Raw genomic sequence first — 18,427 nt, 5'->3', positions numbered from 1 at the left:
TGTGCCTTTTATGGGGGTTTTAATCCCCCATTATACACCTTGAAAAGCTGATTGCTGATTGCTGAGTGCTACTTTAATAATTTTTAACTACTCCAAAAATTATCTTTTTCTTTTGGGTTTAATACCCCACTGTCTACATGGTGTTTACAATTAGTTGAGGTTTGTAGACGCGGAGCGGCTTGTCGAAGACTATCCCCATCCACTTTTTCCTTTTTATTTCTTCTTCCTTCTTCCTTCTTCCTTCTTCTAACCACAAGATTTTAACTGAGTCAATAACAAAACTATTTCATCAATAGCACTTCTCAAATCTTTGGTTTCTAAGTCAGACTGATTGACAATAATACTAAATACTAAAGGCTCAAAATTAGCAGGTTGAATATATCCTGCTAAACCCGAAACTCCACTAATTGTTCCTGTTTTTGCTTGTACATTTCCCTCCGCAAAACTATTTCTAAAACGTCTACTCAATGTACCATTTACACCAGCCACAGGTAAAGAATTTCTATAAATATTTGCCCAAGGAGAATTAGCCATTATTCTGAGAGTTTGTACCAAAGCTTCCGGACTAACTAAATTATGACGAGACAAACCAGAGCCATCATTTAAAACAAAACTATTGGGAGTAACTCCTAACCTAGTTAAAATTACTTTTACCTCCTCCAAACTTTTTGCTAAAGTCTGATTATTAGATTTTTTCCTAGGAATTAATCTACTCCTAACTCCCATTTGCCGTAACAAAGCTTCTGTATAAAGATTATTACTCTTTCTATTAACTTCCTCCACTAATTCCGCTAATGTTGGAGACTCCACAAAAGCTAATTCATTCAAATTTATATTAGAGGCAATCTGTGATTTTTTTACTATTTGAGAAACCTGAATTCCTGTTGTTGCTAAAACTTCACGAAATTTATTTAAAAAATTATCCACAGGTTCTACAACCGCCATATAAACAGGTTCCGATGTCGAACCAACTCTTAGTTGCCCAGATATCCGAATTATTGGCTGAATAAAATCTCTTCCTACCTCAACAAATTCTTTTTCATTCTTTCCTACAGTCACCGAATTATTTTCAATCTGCCATTTTTGACCTTCAACAGAATTAACAAAAGTAACTTGTAAAGGTTGACCTAAATTTTGAGGCGACAAAACCAAATCTATAGCATTTTGATTCAGGATTAAACTATTAATAGGTGCGCCATAACCAGCCTGAACATCTTCCCATTCCCAATTAGGATTAACTCCTGTTCCTTCAAAATAACTATCATCAGCAATTAATTGATTAATATTTTCTATCCCCTGTTCCTTTAATTGTTCAGCCAAACTTTGCAGTTGAGTTTCTGTTAAACTAGGGTCGCCTCTACCCACAATATATATATTGCCATTCCCATCACCATAAACTGAAGTTCTAATTCTAAATTGAGGGCGAAGTTTTTGTAATACTGCTGCAGTTGTTAATAGTTTAGCCGTAGAAGCAGGAATAAAATAATATTTAGCATCCCGGTTATAAACTGTAGTTTTTTCCGATAAAGTTTCGACTAAAATTCCCCACCGAGAACGATTAAAAATTGGGCGGTTAATTACAGCATCAATCCGATTACTTAATTCAGAGGAACAAATTGTTGTAGCAGTTTCCTGACTAAGTGCTATTAATGGATTGATAAATACCATAAGAAAAGTAATTGTAACTTGTTTGAGGGAAAGTTTAAACATTTGCTATTGACTAAAAATAGAGTGTGAGACCAATTTGATAAATATTTGCTGCAAATAAATAGGTTACTGCTTAGGAGTCAGGAGACAGGAGTCAGGAGTCAGAATAAATAGGTTTGATACCATTTTTTATGTAGTAATTTATCTTTTTAGTCAAATATATATTTCCTACAAATTATTTTCATGTTGCTTATTATTTGTAACATTCTTTTTTCAAATTGCTATGATACCAAATCCGCTTTTCTTTAGTATTATTTGGCATTTAGTAATAAGAATCAATATTGTAGAGGCAAACGGCAGTTTGCCCCTACTGACAGTATAAATTCTATATACTCCAATTTTCTCCTAGTTTATACTACGCAAACGGGAACCATAGCAAGCAGATTTGATATGATCTAAAATGTAATTGGGCTAATTTGATAAATTATTAAATTACTTAATTAAATTATCACAAAAAAATATCACAAAATAGCAGAATAAATTGATGAATATAGCAACCGAAAATAAGATATTAACTGATGAAGAATTTAGAGCTTTATCAGAAGATGGTAGTCATTATGAATTAATTAATGGAGAAGTTGTTGATATGGGAAATTCGGGAATGGAGCATGGTAATATTACCGCTTATCTATGTGGTGTAATAGAATTATATGCTCGTCCTAAAAAATTAGGTGTAACTTGCGATTCTAGTACAGCCTTTACTTTCAAATCTGGTAATAAACGTTCTCCAGATATTTATTTTGTTTCCAAAGACCGTTTATTAGGATTAAAGCGATTACCTAAAGGTGATTTTCAAGGTGCTCCCGATTTAGCAGTAGAGGTGATTTATCCTAATAATACATTTGAGGAACTACATCAAAAAATTGTTGAATACTTTGAAAATAACTGTCGGTTAGTTTGGGTAATTAATCCTGATGAAAAATCAATTTTAATCAACCATAAACCACAACCAGATAAATTATTACAAGTTGCTGATAATTTAGATGGAGAAGATATTTTACCAGGTTTTACATTACCAGTAACAGACTTATTTATGGAGTGGGATTTTTAGATTTAGTGGTTGGTGTGTAAGTCTTGTTTTTGTTATTCCTTGATTTTTGTGATTAATTAGTAGTATTATTAACTGACCACAAATTAATTTACTAAATCAATGAAAATTAAAAATTATTTACTGGTTCTTATTCTGGTAGCAAGCATGGTAGTAAGTATAGCAATTTTCTCTGAAAAAACCTTTATTTTTGATTTTAAATTTAGTTCAAATGAGACAGTTTTATTAAAAGATGACTTTGATAGTCAAGGAAATTGGCGACTACGTTCAAAACTTCGTATTGATTCAGGTTATTTAATTTCAGATGGTGATTTTCAAATTGCATCACTGAAGTTAGCCAAATTAGGAATAAGTCCTCTCGATCCAAGTAATGGTGCGATTAATTTGTATTGGAGAGGGATTTTTCCAGAAGATGCAACAAAGCCGAGAAATACTTATATTTTAGGCTTAGAATATGCCGAGAATTCACCCTTCTGTTGGAATGGGAAGGTTGGTCAAGATGTTAAAATTATTCTCACAGAAGATGCTTCTCCCTGTCCAAAAAGTTTCAGTCAGGTTAGGGAAAATCCTGAACTTAGAGCTTGGATACGTCCTAAAGAACCTACTATCCCTGGATTCATAAGACTGCATATAGATCCAGATTTTACTCCTGGCGTACAACCAGAAGAGCGCGATGGTTCTAAATTTCCCTATGTCACCTTGGATAGTCAACCTAATTCTCAAAGAGAATACCGTATGCGAGTTCAGGAAAAAAATCAGCAGGTTGAGGTCGAGCTTTTCTTTTTCAAAGATGATAAATGGGAATCATTAGGTGAATCTTTAGTAGTAGCACCGTCACAATGGAAACACGTTATTGGTCAGAATGAAGAGACTGGAGATTATATATATGGAATGAAGGAAGCTATAACCTTTAAGGCCGTTAATATTCTCTTAAGAAGAGATAGAAACAAGGAACCTACTAAAATAGATGCTGTTGCACTTACCCAAGAGAAGATTTCTAGGTAGTGGTGGATCGTAATTTTTTTTGCAAGAGTATATTCAGCACCAAGAAACCCGGTTTCTAGGGTAAATCATTGTTTTTGACAGTAAACATCTACGAGAAACCCGGTTTCTGAGTTCACTTGCGTAAGTCCTGTAATTGATATTTGCTAACCCAAAATAAGTAAGTAATACCAATTTGATAAATGTTTGCTACAAATAGCTAGGATATTTCTTAGGAGTCAGTCCTCAGGAGTCAGGAGTCAGAATGAATAGTATTTAAAGCGTTTTTTAGATCGGAAATCATCGTTTTTGTCAAAGGGCATATCCTGCATTTTTCTTTTTATTCTTCTTACTATTCGTAAAATTATTTTTTCACGCTTGGTATAATATACAGTAAATTCCAAGTATATGAAATACAAATATTAATAGGCATCTCCGAAAAAGAATGGGCTTCTTGCTCTTAGAGGCAACAGGCAACAGGAATATAGATTTTCAGGAAAAAGGTATAAAAAAGATTTTTTATGGTTAATTTTCAGGATTAAGCTAGTTTTATACAATGCTTTAAGTCCCGTTATTTATTTTCTGGAGATGTCTAATGATAAAAACTGTAACACAGGAGCCTTGTCTGTCACAGTTGTACCTTACTAAGATGAAATATGCTATCACAAAAAACATAATTTTTTAGAGTTGTTATAATGTTAAAAAAACCTATCGATAACTATGAAAAAAAAACGACTCGACGTAACTTAATAATAACCAGTCTTGCGGTTACGGGTGGCATCATCGGTGGTGCTGCCATCAATAAACAGACTCAAACCAAAGTAGCATCTGCTGAAAAACTACCCACCACATCCACAATGCCAGAACGAGTATTAGGTAAAACGGGTGTAAAAGTACCATTGTTAGGTTTAGGTGGAGCAGGAAGAACACCCCTCAATAAAAGCGGACAGGAAAAAGAGTCAGTTGCAATAATTGAAGCTGCTCTGTCTCTAGGAATTAGATATTTTGATACTGCTGCTAGTTATGGTGCAAGTGAAGAACATTTAGGAAAAGTCTTACCCGCTTATCGAAAAGATATATTTTTGGTAAGTAAAACCGGAAGACGCGACCGCGACGGAGCATGGAGAGAGTTAGAGCGATCGCTAAAACGGTTAAATACAGATTATCTCGACTCGTGGCAGTTACACCATGTTTCATTTACAGAAACTTTAGATGAAATATTCAGTTCCCAAGGTGCTATCAAAGCAATGGAAGAAGCAAAAGAACAAGGTATAGTCAAATTTTCAGGAATTACAGGTCATCACGAACCTGATATTATTGCTGAGGGACTACGTCGCTATCCATTTGACACGACTCTGGTTTCTATTAATGCTGCTGACAAACATCATCCACGACCATTTGCTCCTACTGTGTTACCTGTTGCGCAACAAAAAAATGTGGGTGTTATTGGAATGAAAATACCAGCTTACGGTAAATTACTCCGACCGGGGGTATTGAATATGGAGGAAGCGATGGGATATGTATTGTCCTTAGAGGGCGTACATTGTTGTATCGTAGCTACAGAGTCTGTGGAAATGTTGCAGTCTAATGTTAGAGTCGCCCAAACGTTTCAACAGTTAACTCAACAGGACATGGGAGCGATCGAACAAAAAACAGCCAGTGTTTGGCAAGAAAATACTTTCTTCCGTGCTTGGACTTGAGGAAGGTTGTAGGTTGTAGGTTTTAGCTTTTAGGTTTGTTGAAAAATACTAGAGCTTATGGGAAAAAGTCGTCGGGAACAAAATCGCACAGCTAGTCAAGTAATTTGGCATTTGACAACCCAAGATGCACGAATTAAATTGAAGCATCTTTATCCTGTTGTTGAAACTGTGGCACGCCAAGACTCTTAACACCTGTTTCTCCATGTCAATACCATTTTAAGCTTGACGCGCCACTACGCTGTCTAATATTTATTTGACAAACACTCTCTCAACTACACAAGTGCCTCTTCTTGGTGAGTCGTAACGGTGCAGTCTTTTTTAGGGTAAGCAACACAAGTTAGTACATATCCTTCTGCAATCTGATCGTCATCCAAGAAGGAGCCATCACTTTGATCTATTACATCATCTGCATTACCTTCTACTTTACCTGCACAACTAGAACAAGCACCAGCACGACAGGAGTAAGGTAGGTCAAGACCTGCTTCTTCAGCAGCGTCAAGGATATAGGTATCATCGGCACAATCAATAGTTTGGTTGATTCCCTCTGCTTCATTTACTAGAGTAACTTTGTAGGTAGGCATATAATTTTCCTCTCAATAATTAATTAGACAATTTTTTTGATTTTTGATTGATTTGAAGCTGCTAACTTTAGTAAAGTGCTTCTTCTTGGTGGGTTTCAATTGTGCAATCAGATGTGGGATAAGCTACGCAAGTTAAAACATACCCTGCGGCCATCTGATCGTCATCTAAAAATGACTGATCGCCTTGATCTACTGTACCCTCTACTATTTTACCAGCACAGGTAGAACAAGCACCAGCACGACAAGAGTAGGGTAAGTCAAGTCCCTGCTCTTCTGCTTCATCAAGAATATACTTGTCTTCAGGACAATCAATTTCTTGCTCTCCATCTGGAGTTTTCAACTTTACTTTATAGCTTGCCATTTTGCATTCCTTATATTCAATAGTTTCGTCTCTATCCCACAAACAAAAGGGTTCATTAGTTTAGATAGAGTCGTACTCATTTTTAAGGCAATAGAGCTGACTCGTGATGCTTTAAATCAGCAACTCGTTGATTGATTTTACTGCTATCCACTAGAAAAATAGCGATCAGTACTTATATTGATTTTGATCGCTGATACTCATTTTCTGGGATTCACATTAGAATTAGTAGAGGTCAATTACCCAAACAAGCAAAACCCCAAAATTACTTGGAGCTTAAGCTAGCTGATTAATTACCTCACACAAGAGAAGAGCTTTAATTTCAGCGTATTAGCTGATAGTTGAAAGATCCTCAACTATTACCAAAAAAAATTAATTAATTTGCTCTCAGCTACTTATCCTAGCTCTTCTTCCACGTTAGTTTTAATAGTACAATCAGACGTTGGTTTGGCCACACAGGTTAGTACATATCCTTGTTCTATCTGGTCATCATCTAAAAATGACTGATCGTCTTGATCTACTGTACCTGATTCAATTTTACCAGCACAGGAGGAGCAAGCACCAGCGCGACAGGAATAGGGTATATCTAATCCTTGATCTTCAGCAACATCAAGAATGATCTCATCATCAGGACATTCAATTACTTTTTCACCATCTGGTGTAACTAGAGTAACTTTGTAAGTGGCCATTTATTTTTCCTCTTCAGCTAGTTTTGTCTATATATAATTTAAACTTATACAAAACACAAGGCTTGATTAGCCAAATTATTTGTACTTGTTTTATTTCCATCTTTGATATTAAGGGAAAAAATCAATGTTGTAAAACAAATTAGGCAAAAAATTACTATAGAATTTGTTATAAATAATTCTAATTTAATTCTGATTACTTATACCTGATTGGACAACAACTCTCAGACAGATATTAAAAAATATTGAATTTTAGCACAGTCATTGACATATATAATCTAAAGTATAATATTTTAATTTTGTACTTTAACTATGACCCAAACAAATCTCTCTTCCTCTTTATGCCCCACTATCCCGATCAGAGTAGGTATTGTTGGTACTGGTCATGCTGCTAAAACTAGAGCTGAGGCATTAAAAGTAGATACGCGATCGCTCCTAGTTGCGGTAGCAGGTCATACCCCAGAAAAAACTGAGGAATTTAGTCAAACCTTCCAAGTTCAGAATACAGCTTCTTGGCAACAGTTGGTAAAACGAGAAGATTTGGATCTAGTTATCGTTTCTACTATTAATAGAGACCATGGATCAATTGTTCGTGCAGCCCTAGAAAATGATAAACACATCATTGTGGAGTATCCTCTTTCCCTAGACTCAAATGAAGCCGAATCATTAATTTCTCTGGCAGCTAAGAAAAATAAGCTATTGCACGTCGAACATATTGAGCTTCTCGGCAGTCTCCATAATGCGATTAAACAATCTTTATCAGCTATTGGTAAAGTCTTCTACGCTCGTTACATTACAATCAATTCTAAACAGCCAGCACCTGTAAAATGGACTTATCAGCCTTCATTATTTGGCTTTCCTTTTATGGGAGCGCTTTCTCGTTTGCATCGGTTTACCGACCTATTTGGTCAAGTTGATAATGTCAATTGCCAAAGTCAGTTTTGGTACACTGAAGCAGACCTTTATAATGCTTGTTTGTGTACTGCCCAGTTAAAATTTAGCAATGGTGTTATTGGGGAAAGCGTCTATGGCAAAGGTGACAAATTTTGGATCTCAGAAAACACTTTTACTCTTTACGGCGAAGCAGGCACATTAATTTTTACTCCTCAACAAGGTCAACTATTGCAGGGAGAAAAAACAGAAACTATAGAAGTGGGGGCGCGACGAGGTTTATTTGCTAAAGATACAAAAATGGTAATTGAACATTTATTGGAGGGAACTCCTTTATATGTAACTCCAGAAGCAAGTTTGTATACCCTAAAAGTTGCTGAGGCGACTAGAAAAGCATCAGAAATAAATAAAATTATTAATCTATAGAAGATGAAGGAGTCAGGAGTCAGGAGACAGGAGACAGGAGGGAAGAAAGAAGAAGAAAGAGAAAGTTTTTTGATCGCGCTATTATCCGGACATGATATAAGTTCATAACTCATAGCTGAATGCTGTTTGCGCAGCATTCCGTAGGAAATGCTTACAACAACAGAGCTGGGAATTTAAAATAGACATCTCCTATAATAAAAAATCAAATCAATTATCACACAGAATTTATCAATTCTTTTCCCTTACTGCCTACTGCCTATTTTCTGGAATAGTTTTGTTCTAATTAAATTAAAATTTACATCCTTTTCAACAAAAAATTTGTTGATTTTATTTATGAAAATTTTAGCCTTGAAAATACTGAATTAATCTGGAATTTTGGTAACTTTAAAAAACATTTTCATCATTTAATATATTATATCATGTTCCCCCTCCGGGGGAGCTACGCTAACGGACGGGTCAGTTATAATAAAATTTAAGGACTGATAACACTGACAGTACCAAATAAATCCTGAAATTATCAATACTATTCTCTAATATTTCCTATGTATTACTCCTTTCTTCCCTCCTGACTCCTGAGTCCTGACTCCTGACTCCTCACAACAGTTATTTATTAAGTATTCAACCGAACATGATATTAGTAGTTAGTGAAAAATTTGGCAGTGCTGATGTTTACGCACAAAACGCTAAATCGATATTAAATAAAGCTACTGGTTTTATTAAAGCTTATGACTTTACTTTAAATCCGTATCGTGGTTGTCAATATGGTTGTAGCTATTGTTATGCTGCTGCTTTTAGCCCTAATGAAAAAATGAGAGATGAATGGGGAAAATGGGTTTTTATTAAAGAAAATGCTGCGGAAGTTTTAGAGAAAGAATTATTGAAATGGGATAAGAAAAATCCTAGTAAAGCCCCTAGTATTTATATGAGTAGTGTGACAGACCCCTATCAACCGATAGAATCTAAAACTCAATTAACTCGTAGATTATTAGAAGTAATGTTGGAATATCGACCAATTTTAGTTATCCAAACTCGCAGCCCAATGATAACTAGAGATATTGATATTTTACAGCGATTTAAACATCTAAGAATTAATATGAGTATTCCCACTGGTAGTGAGAAAATAAGAAAAGATTTTGAGCCTCAAACTCCTAGTATTAGAGCTAGACTTAATGCTATGAAAAAAATTAAAACTACAATTAATGATTTAACAGGTTATTTGCCTAAACTTTCTATTACTATTACTCCTTTACTGCCGACTTTGCCAGAAGAACAAGAAAATTTTATTAGACAACTAAATTTTGTAGATAGAGTTGTAATTCAAGAGTTTCATGCTAGTCATAAGCGATCGCTCATAGCAAGCACTCGCGAGGAAGCTATAGATATGAAAAAAAAGTATAGTTGGTGGTACAATAATGAAAATAAAAATTATCAAAGCTTCAAATCTCAGTTAGTAGAAATACTGAGTGATGTAGAAATTAAAGAAGGTCAAGCAGGATTTACTTATGAATAAAAGGAAGAAAGAAGAAGGAAGAAGTAAGAAGAAAAAATCTTAGGTTGTTTGAGTTTTCAGTTTTTGATCTATCCTAACCTTTCCTTCAACTGCTATAACATTCTTTTTCCAAATTGGTATAAATTATCGCTCCTAGAAAAGTTGGATCAGAATGGGCTGAAGTTTCAGGCATCTTTAACATAACAAAGATAGAGAAATCAACAATTTAATTTAGGGATAAATTCTCAAAATTTCCCCGATTAAGTTAATACAAAAACTAAATAATTGAGGAATAAAATAATTTCAGGCAGAATTGACTAATGAATAATTACATCACAAATTTTTGGCGTTCTCTAAAGTTTTGGTTTGCCCTAAAACAAGGCAAAAATGCTCAAGCTAATCATATATTTAAAACTATTGAAAATTCAGGAGCTAAATTATCGCCCCTAGAGAAGTTGTATCAGGATAAGCTGAAGTTTCAGACATCTCTAAATGATAAAGACAGAGAAATCAACAGTTTAAATGAACATCTGAGAAAAGCTGTTTATAAATTAGATGAGTTAGAATTAAAGATTGATTTTGACGAGGCAGTAATTAGACGACTTGATGACTATATATTGACCCCAGAACCAAAATTTATTGAGTTTGTCACGAAGAGTTTTCAGTTAATTGAAAAAGATGAAAATTTATTGCAATGTACTGGAATCTATGAACGGATATTTGACGATTTTGAATCAAGTTTGGCAGAGTATATACAGGAAGAAATTAATAGAGTGCCCCAAGAAAAACGAGTATCAGAATTGCAAGCAGCGATCGAGGATATGAAATTACTAAAGCGTAATATAGATCCTGATTATGCTTTTAATTTTACTCCTTATGTTTATATGATGAAATATTTTCCCGATCATGTATATTCTAGTTATTTGGCTTGGTTTCTAGTATATAAATCTGGATTATTGCCTACAAAACTTAATATTCTTGACATCGGTGCTGGTCCGGGAACCGTTGCTTATGGGTTAGCTTTATTCCTACAAAGTAGTAGTGGTTTTTTCTCCCCTCCTCCAATGCACATTTGTTACTATTCTTTGGAAAAACAAGCTCAATTTCAATATCGAGGTCTTCAATTTTGGCGACAATATATAGAACAACAAAGAATGCCAACTAATCTTTATTTTCGATTTGATACAACTGATATTTTTACATACAACGAGCAATCGAAAGTTTTGCCACAACGCTTTTTTGACTTTATAGTTATTTCTCACTGTTTATTTGCTGACCAAGCAGAAAAGAAAAAGTCTTTCGATGTTTATCGAAAAATATTTCAGGAGAGTTTGAGTAGTGATGGTTATGTAATGTTAATTGTTCAAATAAAAAGATTATTCGGATTTTATAATATGCAGCCCAAAGAAGATATTATCCAAGAAAAAAACTTGCTTGAAAAGTTTGTTGAGGAGTTAGGGTTAAAACTGGAGTGGTATAAATATGTTACTTCAACAGGAATCAGAGAATATCATAAAGACTTTTTGAAGTATGCTAATGAAAAATTACCTCCTCAAAAATATATAAGCCCACTTAAACGTCAATATCTTGGATTAAATCATAACTCAAACTATGGATTAGATGACTATATAATTCTCTGCAAAAAATGAAAATATAACGTTTCCCAAAGTCATGAGGTACAGTTATCTTTTTGTCTTTTTATTCCCTGTTCCCTGTTCCCTGTTCCCTGTTCCCTCAAGCCTAAAATTTTGTACCTCACCAGTATGGGAATTGCTATAACTCCAAAACTTATCTAGAAAAATGCTCTACAAAATCAAACGCCGAATATTTCAAATTATTGAGCTAGATAATCCCGGAGATACTTACAGCAAAACCTTCAAAATCTGCATCATAACATTGATTTTTCTGAGTATTCTAGTTGTAATTATCTCCACGGTAGAAGAGATTTATCAGCCATATAAAACCTGGTTAGATAACTTTGAACTAATATCAGTAATTATATTTACCATAGAATATATTTTGCGAGTTTGGTCATCCAATGTTGCTCCTGGATATAAACATCCAATATGGGGAAGAATAAGATTTATAATCAAACCTTTAGCAATTATTGATTTAATCGCAATTCTTCCATTTTACTTACCTTTATTTTGGCCAAATCTAATATTTACTCGTTCGTTTCGCTTATTTAGAATATTTCGGTTATTCAAAATTAGTAGATATTCAGATACAGTCAAATTATTTGGTAAAGTTATCAAGTCAAAACAAGAAGAGATAGTTATTACTTTATTTATTGCTTTAGTTTTATTAGTAACTTCTGCCAGTTTAATTTACTTCGCTGAACATGAAGCTCAACCAGATGATTTTCCTCATATTCCTGCTGCTATGTGGTGGGGAATTATCACCTTAACTACTGTGGGTTATGGAGATGTTTATCCCATTACTCCTTTAGGTAGATTTTTAGGGGCGATCGCTGCATTAGTAGGAGTTGGTATATTTGCTTTACCAGCAGGTATAGTTGCTTCTGGTTTTACTGAAGAAATAGAAAAAAAACGGGCTTCAAATCAAAATAAAAAATCTATAATTTGTCCCCATTGTGGTCAAAAAATAGATGAAGAATAACAAGATTATCGCAGTAATATCATGTCCGGTTGAATACTTATAAATAATGACCGAGGAGGACCTCCTCAGTCCTCAGTAGTCAGGAGTAAAAAAGAAGGAACAGAAGAAGAAAGTTTTCTATCACTAATTAAGCAGACATGATATAACTACATTAAAGTTGAAAAAATAGACTTTACTTATGCAATAATGCGAAATGGTGAAATGTATCAAGCTGAAAATTATTAGCCATCAACACCAAGCCATAATCAACCAACAAAAAAACAAAATATGACAACCCGTAAAATAATCAAAACTGATAAAGCTCCCGAACCAGTTGGCCCATATAATCAAGCGATCGCTGCCACAGGTCAAATGCTATTCGTCTCCGGTCAAATAGCGATCGACACCAGAATCAATCAAATAGTGTACACCGACGATGTAAGTAAACAAACAGAACAAGTTATGGCAAACCTAGAAGCTATACTTACCACAGCAGGTGCATCTTGGTCAAATGTTGTCAAAACAACCGTGTTCCTCAAAGACATGAACGACTTTGCCACCGTAAACACCATCTACGCTAAATACTTCAACCCTGAAAATGCCCCTGCCCGCGCCTGTGTTGAAGTTGCTCGCTTACCCAAAGATGTACTTGTAGAAATTGACTGTATTGCAGTACTATAAAAAGTTTGGCGTTGGTGAAAAGAGATATGATATCATGTCCGGATAAGAGCGCGATAGAACTCTGTTCCGCGCTCCGCGTTAACGTGCGTTGTGCGCCAGCAAACAAAAAACTTTCTGCTTCTACTCCTGTTTATTCTTCTTTGTTCCCTCCTAACTCCTCCGTAGTTTATTTATAAGTAATCAACCGGACATGGTATAAGTCCTAATAAGTACTGAAGCAGACTTGATATCAAAAGAAGATTTTCTCTAGAGTGCATATATCCAAAACTTCTCCGCTAATATCAAATCTGCTCGGGTTCGGTATAAAAAAATGTTCTATCTGAGCGCCATTGCCAAATCTTTCTTGATATTCCCACATTCTCCTCCTGGGAGGGGTTATATCATGTCCGGTAGCATCGGAGCGTGTATAAAATTAAGGTGACAATAGGATAAAACCTTCTGCCTCCTGCCTCCTGCCTTCTGCCTTCCTTCCAGCAAAGTCTAATTATTCAACCGGACATGATATTAGGGGTGGGATCTCACACTCTCCACACTCCCCATCTCCCCTAATATTTCCTCAAGGTGGTTGTGTTAAATATTTTTGAAAGTGAAATTGCTGAAAAAGTAGGAAATTGAATAAAATTACATCTCACTACTATGAGAAATTTTACAATAATTGGTGTTGTTGACTACAAGGTTTTAACTCGCCGATAATCCCAATATGAAGTAGATTTCTACTAATCTAAGTAGTAGTAAATACCTAAAAATAATTCTGATATTTTTATCTATTATAGAGTTTTTGCTTATTGCCAGAATATTGTCTATATAACTACATCTAAAAATTACCATATATCAAATTTAATTAATTGGTTATTTGATAAAGTAACAATTTATTTCATATCCATGGCCAAATTTTGACATTAAGATATGAGAGTGTTACAATATCATCAGTTTTTTTGCTATCATAGGGCATATCCATCTGTAACCTTCTCAAAATAAGGAATACATAGATATCAAACCAGGAAAAAAACATCATAATTGATACAAATTATATCAGGAAATGTCTACTAGATCGATGAATAGATTGGTAGATAGCCCTCTGGTATCTACCAATCTATTCATCTAAATATAAACAATTGTTAAATTGTCGCCTTTCTCAATTTAATTAATTTTTAGAATAGATGCTTTGAAAGCAGAAAATAGGAGGATTTAAAGGAAAAAATTTTTAATATTCTCAAATTCTTCAAGTCCACCCGACCCAAATTAAAACTACTATTATGGTAGGAGAGAGAGAATAATTAATATTTGTTATCAACAGTTAGTATTAATTGATAATAATGTATAACATTTTGCTATTCAAAATGATTATATTTATTGCCCACAAATTAAATAGGAATCAAGAGAACTTTGTATAAATAAGTGCACGATTAAATACAAATTAATATACTCCTAGATCATCATAAACTTTGAAAATTATGAATGACCAAGATAAAACTAAAAAGGAATTGATTCAGGAATTGATTGCTCTGCGCCAAAGTGTTAGTGAACTAAAAACAGCAAATTCAAGTTGCATTTTAAATGAGCAAGAGTTAAATATGATCATTGAAGACCGCACTGCAGCACTCAAAGAATCAAACGATCGGTTAGTGCAAGAAATTGTTAAACACCAGCAAGCAGAAACAGCTCTGAAAGCAGCTCAAGAGCAATTACAAACAGTTTTGGCAGCAGTACCTGGTACAGTATCTTGGGTGAGTTCGGATTTACACTACATAGAAGTCAATCAGCAGTTAGCTGAGATGTTTGGTATGCCCAGAGAAGAATTTGCGGGTAAAAATATTGGTTTTTTAGGCGCAAGTTCTGAGTTTAATGACTTTCTACAAGAATTTTTTGAAAGTTCAAATTTAGAAACAAGTCGTGAAATTACATCAATAGTTCATGGACAACCTCGCAACTATTTGGTTGTCGCAGAAAAGTACAACAAAAACCAAGCTGCTTTTGTGGTAGGTATTGATATTACAGAACGCAAACAAGCAGAAAATGACCTAATAAATGCTAAAGAACAGTTACAAACAGTATTAGCAGCAGTACCAGGTACAGTATCTTGGATTAGTTCGGATTTATGTTATATAGAAGTTAATCAAAAGTTAGCTGATATTTTTAGTATGCCCAGAAAAGAATTTATGGGTAAAAACATTGGTTTTTTAGGCATAAGTTCTGAATTCAATAAATTTGTTGATAAATTTTTTGCTAGTTCTGAGTCTGAAATCACAGGTGAAATAGTATCACAAATTCATGGAGAACCTCGAAATTATTTGATTGTAGCAGAAAAATACAATCAAAATCAAGCTGCATTTGTGGTAGGTATTGATATTACCGAACGCAAACAAGCAGAACAAAATCTTTTAGCAGCTAAAGAAAAACTAGAAACAGTATTAGAAGCAGTTCCAGGAATGGTTTCATGGATTAATTCAGACTTAACCTATATTGAAGTAAATCAACAATTAGCTGATATCTTTAAACGATCGAGAACAGATTTTGTCGGTAAAGATATTGGTTTTATAGATAAAAGCTCTGAATTTAATACCTTAATTAAAGAATTTTTTGCAAGTTCTCAGCAGGAAATAACTTCTGAGATTATTTCAAATTACCAAAATCAAACCAAAAATCACTTAATTGTTGCTCGCAAATATGATCGAAATCAAGCTGCTTTTGTGGTAGGTATTGATATTACCGAACGCAGACAAGCTGAATCAGACCTTGGAGCAACTAAAGAACAGTTAGGAGCTGTTTTAGAAGCAGTTCCAGGAATTGTCTCTTGGATCAGCTCAGATTTACATTACTTGGGAGTTAATAAACACTTAGCACAAACTTACAATTTACCAAAAGAAGCTTTTATTGGCCAAAATATTGGCTTTCTGAAAGCCAGCGAAGAATTTAGTGAATTTATGCGCCAATTTTTTGCCAGTCACGCTCGGGATGACTGTCGAGAAGTATCTGCTTATGCGAATGGTGTTGCTCGGAATTATTTAATTGTTTCCCAAAAATATGCTGAAGGTAAAGCTGCTTTTGCTGTAGGTATTGATATTACCGAACGCAAAGATGCAGAAGCAGCACTCAAACAAGCAGAAGAGAAATATCGTACCATCTTTGAAAATGCCGTCGAGGGAATTTTCCAAGCAACTCCCGATGGTTACTTCATAAGTGTTAACCCCGCATTAGCTAGAATTTATGGCTATGAATCTCCTGAAGAGATGATTACTAACCTTACTTCCTTACAACATCGACTTTACGGTAATCAAGAAAGCCGCTATCAACTTATGCAAATACTACGGGAGCATGATGTTGTAGTTAACTTTCAGTCACAAGTTTATCGCCGAGATAGTAGTCTGATCTGGACTTCTGAAAATGCCAGAGCTGTACGAGACCGAGATGGTAATTTAATTCGTTACGAAGGAACTGTTGAAGATATTACAGCACGTAAACAAGCACAAGAAGCATTGCAAAGAGCTAATCAGCAGTTAGAAACAAAAGTGGAGGAACGTACTGCTGCTCTCAAAGAATCAAATCGTTTGTTAATGATGGAAGTTACAGAGCGTCAACGAGTAGAAACCGCCTTACGAAAATCAGAAGCGGAACTGCGGGTTTTGTTTGAGGCAATGACTGATGTAATTACTGTCTTCGATGCTAAAGGTAGATATGTCAAAATCTTATCTACTAATTCAGAAGTGTTATATAGTCCCATCAATGAATTGATTGGTAAAAGTGTTTATGAAGTTTTGCCTCCTCAACAAGCAAACCTATTTATGATTAATATTCAGCGGGTGCTGAATACACATGAAACTGTTAATTTAGAATATAGTCTGCTTGTAAATCCACAGAACGGCAATATTCAAAAGCCTAACTCTCTATGGGGAATTTCATGCAAAGTTCCTAATTACAAATCTTCTGATTTGCCTCCCTATCCCTATTCTCCTCTTCCTAATCCTAATGAAATTTGGTTTACTGCTAACATTTCACCATTACCAGATAACTGTGTGATTTGGGTAGCGCGTAATATTACAGAACGCAAACGGGTGCTAGATGCACTACAGCGAGCTGAAGAAAAATATCGTAGCATTTTTGAAAATACTGCAGAAGGTATATTTCAAACTTCCCCAGAAGGATATTTCATTAGTGCAAATCCAGCTTTAGCGAAGATGTATGGTTGTTCCTCGGAAGCAGAGTTGAAAAATCAAATGACTGACATTGCACAACAACTGTATGTTAATCCAAATCGTCGCTCTGAGTTTATTGCTGCCCTTGACAAAGATGGTTCTATATCATCCTTTGAATCAGAAGCTTATCGTGTTGATGGTACTATAATCTGGATTTCTGAAAATGCTCGTGTAGTTCGTAATTTTGAGGGAGAAATACTTTATTATGAAGGTACAATTCAAGATATTACAAAACGTAAGCATGTAGAGAGTGCACTACGATTAGAACAAGAAAAATCTGACCGTTTATTGTTGAATATTTTGCCTGCGAAGATTGCTGAAAAATTAAAACAAAATCAACATCCAATTGCTAAACGGTTTGAAAATGTAACTATTTTGTTTGCTGATATTGTCGATTTTACTGGTTTTTCAGCTCGGATATCTCCTAATCAATTAGTTGATCTGCTCAATCGAATTTTCTCAGCTTTCGATCAATTGACTGAACAACATGATTTAGAAAAAATTAAAACTATTGGGGATTCTTATATGGTCGTTGGTGGTTTACCCGCAGCTAGAGACGATCATGCAGAAGCGATCGCTGAAATGGCAATAGATATGCAGCAGGCCATTACTAAATTTTTAAATGACTTGGGAAAACCTTTCCAAATTCGGATTGGTGTTAATACTGGAACTGTTGTAGCAGGAGTAATTGGTACTAAAAAGTTTATTTATGATTTGTGGGGTGATACAGTTAATGTGGCATCTCGAATGGAAGCAAGTGGAATACCTGGAAAAATTCAAGTTACTGAAGCTACTTATCAAGTTTTAAAAGATAAATATTTATTAGAACCACGGGGAAATATTTCAGTTAGAGGTAGAGGAGAAATGATTACTTATTGGCTTCAAGGTAGAAGGGAAAATAGTGAAAAAAATTTGATCTTTTCGCACAAAAATCATTTGCTTGAGGGTCGAGTAGACTAATATCATGTCCAGTTGAATACTTACAAATAAACGACGGAGGAGTCAGGAGTCAGAACTCAGGAGTCAGGAGGGAAGAAATAAGAAGAAAGAAGCAAGAAGAAAGAATAAAGAGGAGGAAAAGGAGAAAG

15 protein-coding genes are annotated in these 18,427 nt (G+C 34.7%); 10 read left to right on the top strand and 5 right to left on the bottom strand.

The window, feature by feature from the left end; all coding sequences use genetic code 11:
* Positions 1–133 precede the first annotated feature (133 nt).
* Both F6K06_RS06305 and dacB read right to left on the bottom strand, forming a co-directional pair.
* On the bottom strand, positions 134–256 hold the full coding sequence (locus F6K06_RS06305) for a hypothetical protein (RefSeq protein ID WP_287240270.1): 123 nt from the start codon (positions 254–256) through the stop codon (positions 134–136).
* Entirely contained in the window at positions 247–1,668 is a 1,422-nt protein-coding gene (gene dacB / locus F6K06_RS06300; RefSeq protein WP_287240271.1) for a D-alanyl-D-alanine carboxypeptidase/D-alanyl-D-alanine-endopeptidase, read from the bottom strand. The genes F6K06_RS06305 and dacB overlap by 10 nt, the downstream gene beginning before the upstream one ends.
* Before the next feature lie 523 nt (positions 1,669–2,191).
* Here dacB and F6K06_RS06295 point away from each other — a divergent pair.
* The 4 genes from F6K06_RS06295 to F6K06_RS06280 all read left to right on the top strand — a co-directional run bounded on the left by F6K06_RS06295 (position 2,192) and on the right by F6K06_RS06280 (position 5,625).
* Positions 2,192–2,758, top strand: coding sequence for a Uma2 family endonuclease (locus tag F6K06_RS06295; RefSeq protein ID WP_124144349.1), 567 nt, complete (start codon positions 2,192–2,194; stop codon positions 2,756–2,758).
* Between the two features lie 99 nt (positions 2,759–2,857).
* Complete coding sequence (locus F6K06_RS06290) at positions 2,858–3,760, top strand: hypothetical protein (RefSeq protein ID WP_287273186.1); 903 nt, start codon at positions 2,858–2,860, stop codon at positions 3,758–3,760.
* Positions 3,761–4,431: 671 nt separating this feature from the next.
* On the top strand, positions 4,432–5,436 hold the full coding sequence (locus tag F6K06_RS06285; protein ID WP_124154702.1) for an aldo/keto reductase: 1,005 nt from the start codon (positions 4,432–4,434) through the stop codon (positions 5,434–5,436).
* Positions 5,437–5,493: 57 nt separating this feature from the next.
* Positions 5,494–5,625, top strand: a complete 132-nt coding sequence (locus F6K06_RS06280; protein WP_275670330.1) for a hypothetical protein — start codon at positions 5,494–5,496, stop codon at positions 5,623–5,625.
* Between the two features lie 83 nt (positions 5,626–5,708).
* Here the strand turns inward: F6K06_RS06280 and F6K06_RS06275 are convergent, their stop codons facing one another.
* The 3 genes from F6K06_RS06275 to F6K06_RS06265 form a co-directional block, all read right to left on the bottom strand.
* Positions 5,709–6,017, bottom strand: a complete 309-nt coding sequence (locus tag F6K06_RS06275) for a 2Fe-2S iron-sulfur cluster-binding protein (RefSeq protein WP_287240279.1) — start codon at positions 6,015–6,017, stop codon at positions 5,709–5,711.
* A gap of 67 nt (positions 6,018–6,084) precedes the next feature.
* Complete coding sequence (locus F6K06_RS06270; RefSeq protein WP_287240281.1) at positions 6,085–6,378, bottom strand: ferredoxin; 294 nt, start codon at positions 6,376–6,378, stop codon at positions 6,085–6,087.
* A gap of 392 nt (positions 6,379–6,770) precedes the next feature.
* Positions 6,771–7,064: a 2Fe-2S iron-sulfur cluster-binding protein gene (locus tag F6K06_RS06265; RefSeq protein ID WP_124144344.1), complete on the bottom strand. Its 294-nt coding sequence runs from the start codon at positions 7,062–7,064 to the stop codon at positions 6,771–6,773.
* A 309-nt stretch (positions 7,065–7,373) separates the two neighbouring features.
* On the opposite strand from F6K06_RS06265, the gene F6K06_RS06260 reads away from it, so the two are divergent.
* From F6K06_RS06260 to F6K06_RS06235, 6 genes are all read left to right on the top strand, one after another.
* Positions 7,374–8,378, top strand: a complete 1,005-nt coding sequence (locus F6K06_RS06260) for a Gfo/Idh/MocA family protein (protein WP_124144343.1) — start codon at positions 7,374–7,376, stop codon at positions 8,376–8,378.
* 628 nt (positions 8,379–9,006) lie between these two features.
* Positions 9,007–9,888: a radical SAM protein gene (locus F6K06_RS06255; protein WP_124144342.1), complete on the top strand. Its 882-nt coding sequence runs from the start codon at positions 9,007–9,009 to the stop codon at positions 9,886–9,888.
* A gap of 299 nt (positions 9,889–10,187) precedes the next feature.
* On the top strand, positions 10,188–11,516 hold the full coding sequence (locus F6K06_RS06250) for a photosystem II assembly protein (protein WP_240038881.1): 1,329 nt from the start codon (positions 10,188–10,190) through the stop codon (positions 11,514–11,516).
* Between the two features lie 151 nt (positions 11,517–11,667).
* Complete coding sequence (locus F6K06_RS06245) at positions 11,668–12,486, top strand: ion transporter (RefSeq protein WP_124144341.1); 819 nt, start codon at positions 11,668–11,670, stop codon at positions 12,484–12,486.
* A 267-nt stretch (positions 12,487–12,753) separates the two neighbouring features.
* Positions 12,754–13,146: a RidA family protein gene (locus tag F6K06_RS06240; protein ID WP_124144340.1), complete on the top strand. Its 393-nt coding sequence runs from the start codon at positions 12,754–12,756 to the stop codon at positions 13,144–13,146.
* Positions 13,147–14,600: 1,454 nt separating this feature from the next.
* Positions 14,601–18,299, top strand: coding sequence for an adenylate/guanylate cyclase domain-containing protein (locus F6K06_RS06235; RefSeq protein WP_124144339.1), 3,699 nt, complete (start codon positions 14,601–14,603; stop codon positions 18,297–18,299).
* Positions 18,300–18,427 lie beyond the last annotated feature (128 nt).

It is taken from the genome of Okeania sp. SIO1H4 (assembly GCF_010672695.1).
Taxonomy (GTDB): Bacteria; Cyanobacteriota; Cyanobacteriia; order Cyanobacteriales; family Microcoleaceae; genus Okeania; species Okeania hirsuta.
Note: the sequence above shows the minus strand (reverse complement) of the source record. Positions and strands in the feature narration are given on the sequence as shown.

Excerpts from the sequence above, each read along its gene's own strand:
- F6K06_RS06285 (WP_124154702.1), top strand. The coding sequence starts at position 4,432 with ATGTTAAAAAAACCTATCGATAACTATGAAAAAAAAACGACTCGACGT.
- F6K06_RS06290 (WP_287273186.1), top strand. The coding sequence starts at position 2,858 with ATGAAAATTAAAAATTATTTACTGGTTCTTATTCTGGTAGCAAGCATG.
- F6K06_RS06235 (WP_124144339.1), top strand. The coding sequence starts at position 14,601 with ATGAATGACCAAGATAAAACTAAAAAGGAATTGATTCAGGAATTGATT.
- F6K06_RS06280 (WP_275670330.1), top strand. The coding sequence starts at position 5,494 with ATGGGAAAAAGTCGTCGGGAACAAAATCGCACAGCTAGTCAAGTAATT.
- F6K06_RS06250 (WP_240038881.1), top strand. The coding sequence starts at position 10,188 with ATGAATAATTACATCACAAATTTTTGGCGTTCTCTAAAGTTTTGGTTT.
- F6K06_RS06260 (WP_124144343.1), top strand. The coding sequence starts at position 7,374 with ATGACCCAAACAAATCTCTCTTCCTCTTTATGCCCCACTATCCCGATC.
- F6K06_RS06240 (WP_124144340.1), top strand. The coding sequence starts at position 12,754 with ATGACAACCCGTAAAATAATCAAAACTGATAAAGCTCCCGAACCAGTT.
- F6K06_RS06265 (WP_124144344.1), bottom strand. The coding sequence starts at position 7,064 with ATGGCCACTTACAAAGTTACTCTAGTTACACCAGATGGTGAAAAAGTA.
- F6K06_RS06245 (WP_124144341.1), top strand. The coding sequence starts at position 11,668 with ATGCTCTACAAAATCAAACGCCGAATATTTCAAATTATTGAGCTAGAT.
- dacB (WP_287240271.1), bottom strand. The coding sequence starts at position 1,668 with ATGGTATTTATCAATCCATTAATAGCACTTAGTCAGGAAACTGCTACA.
- F6K06_RS06255 (WP_124144342.1), top strand. The coding sequence starts at position 9,007 with ATGATATTAGTAGTTAGTGAAAAATTTGGCAGTGCTGATGTTTACGCA.
- F6K06_RS06295 (WP_124144349.1), top strand. The coding sequence starts at position 2,192 with ATGAATATAGCAACCGAAAATAAGATATTAACTGATGAAGAATTTAGA.
- F6K06_RS06270 (WP_287240281.1), bottom strand. The coding sequence starts at position 6,378 with ATGGCAAGCTATAAAGTAAAGTTGAAAACTCCAGATGGAGAGCAAGAA.
- F6K06_RS06275 (WP_287240279.1), bottom strand. The coding sequence starts at position 6,017 with ATGCCTACCTACAAAGTTACTCTAGTAAATGAAGCAGAGGGAATCAAC.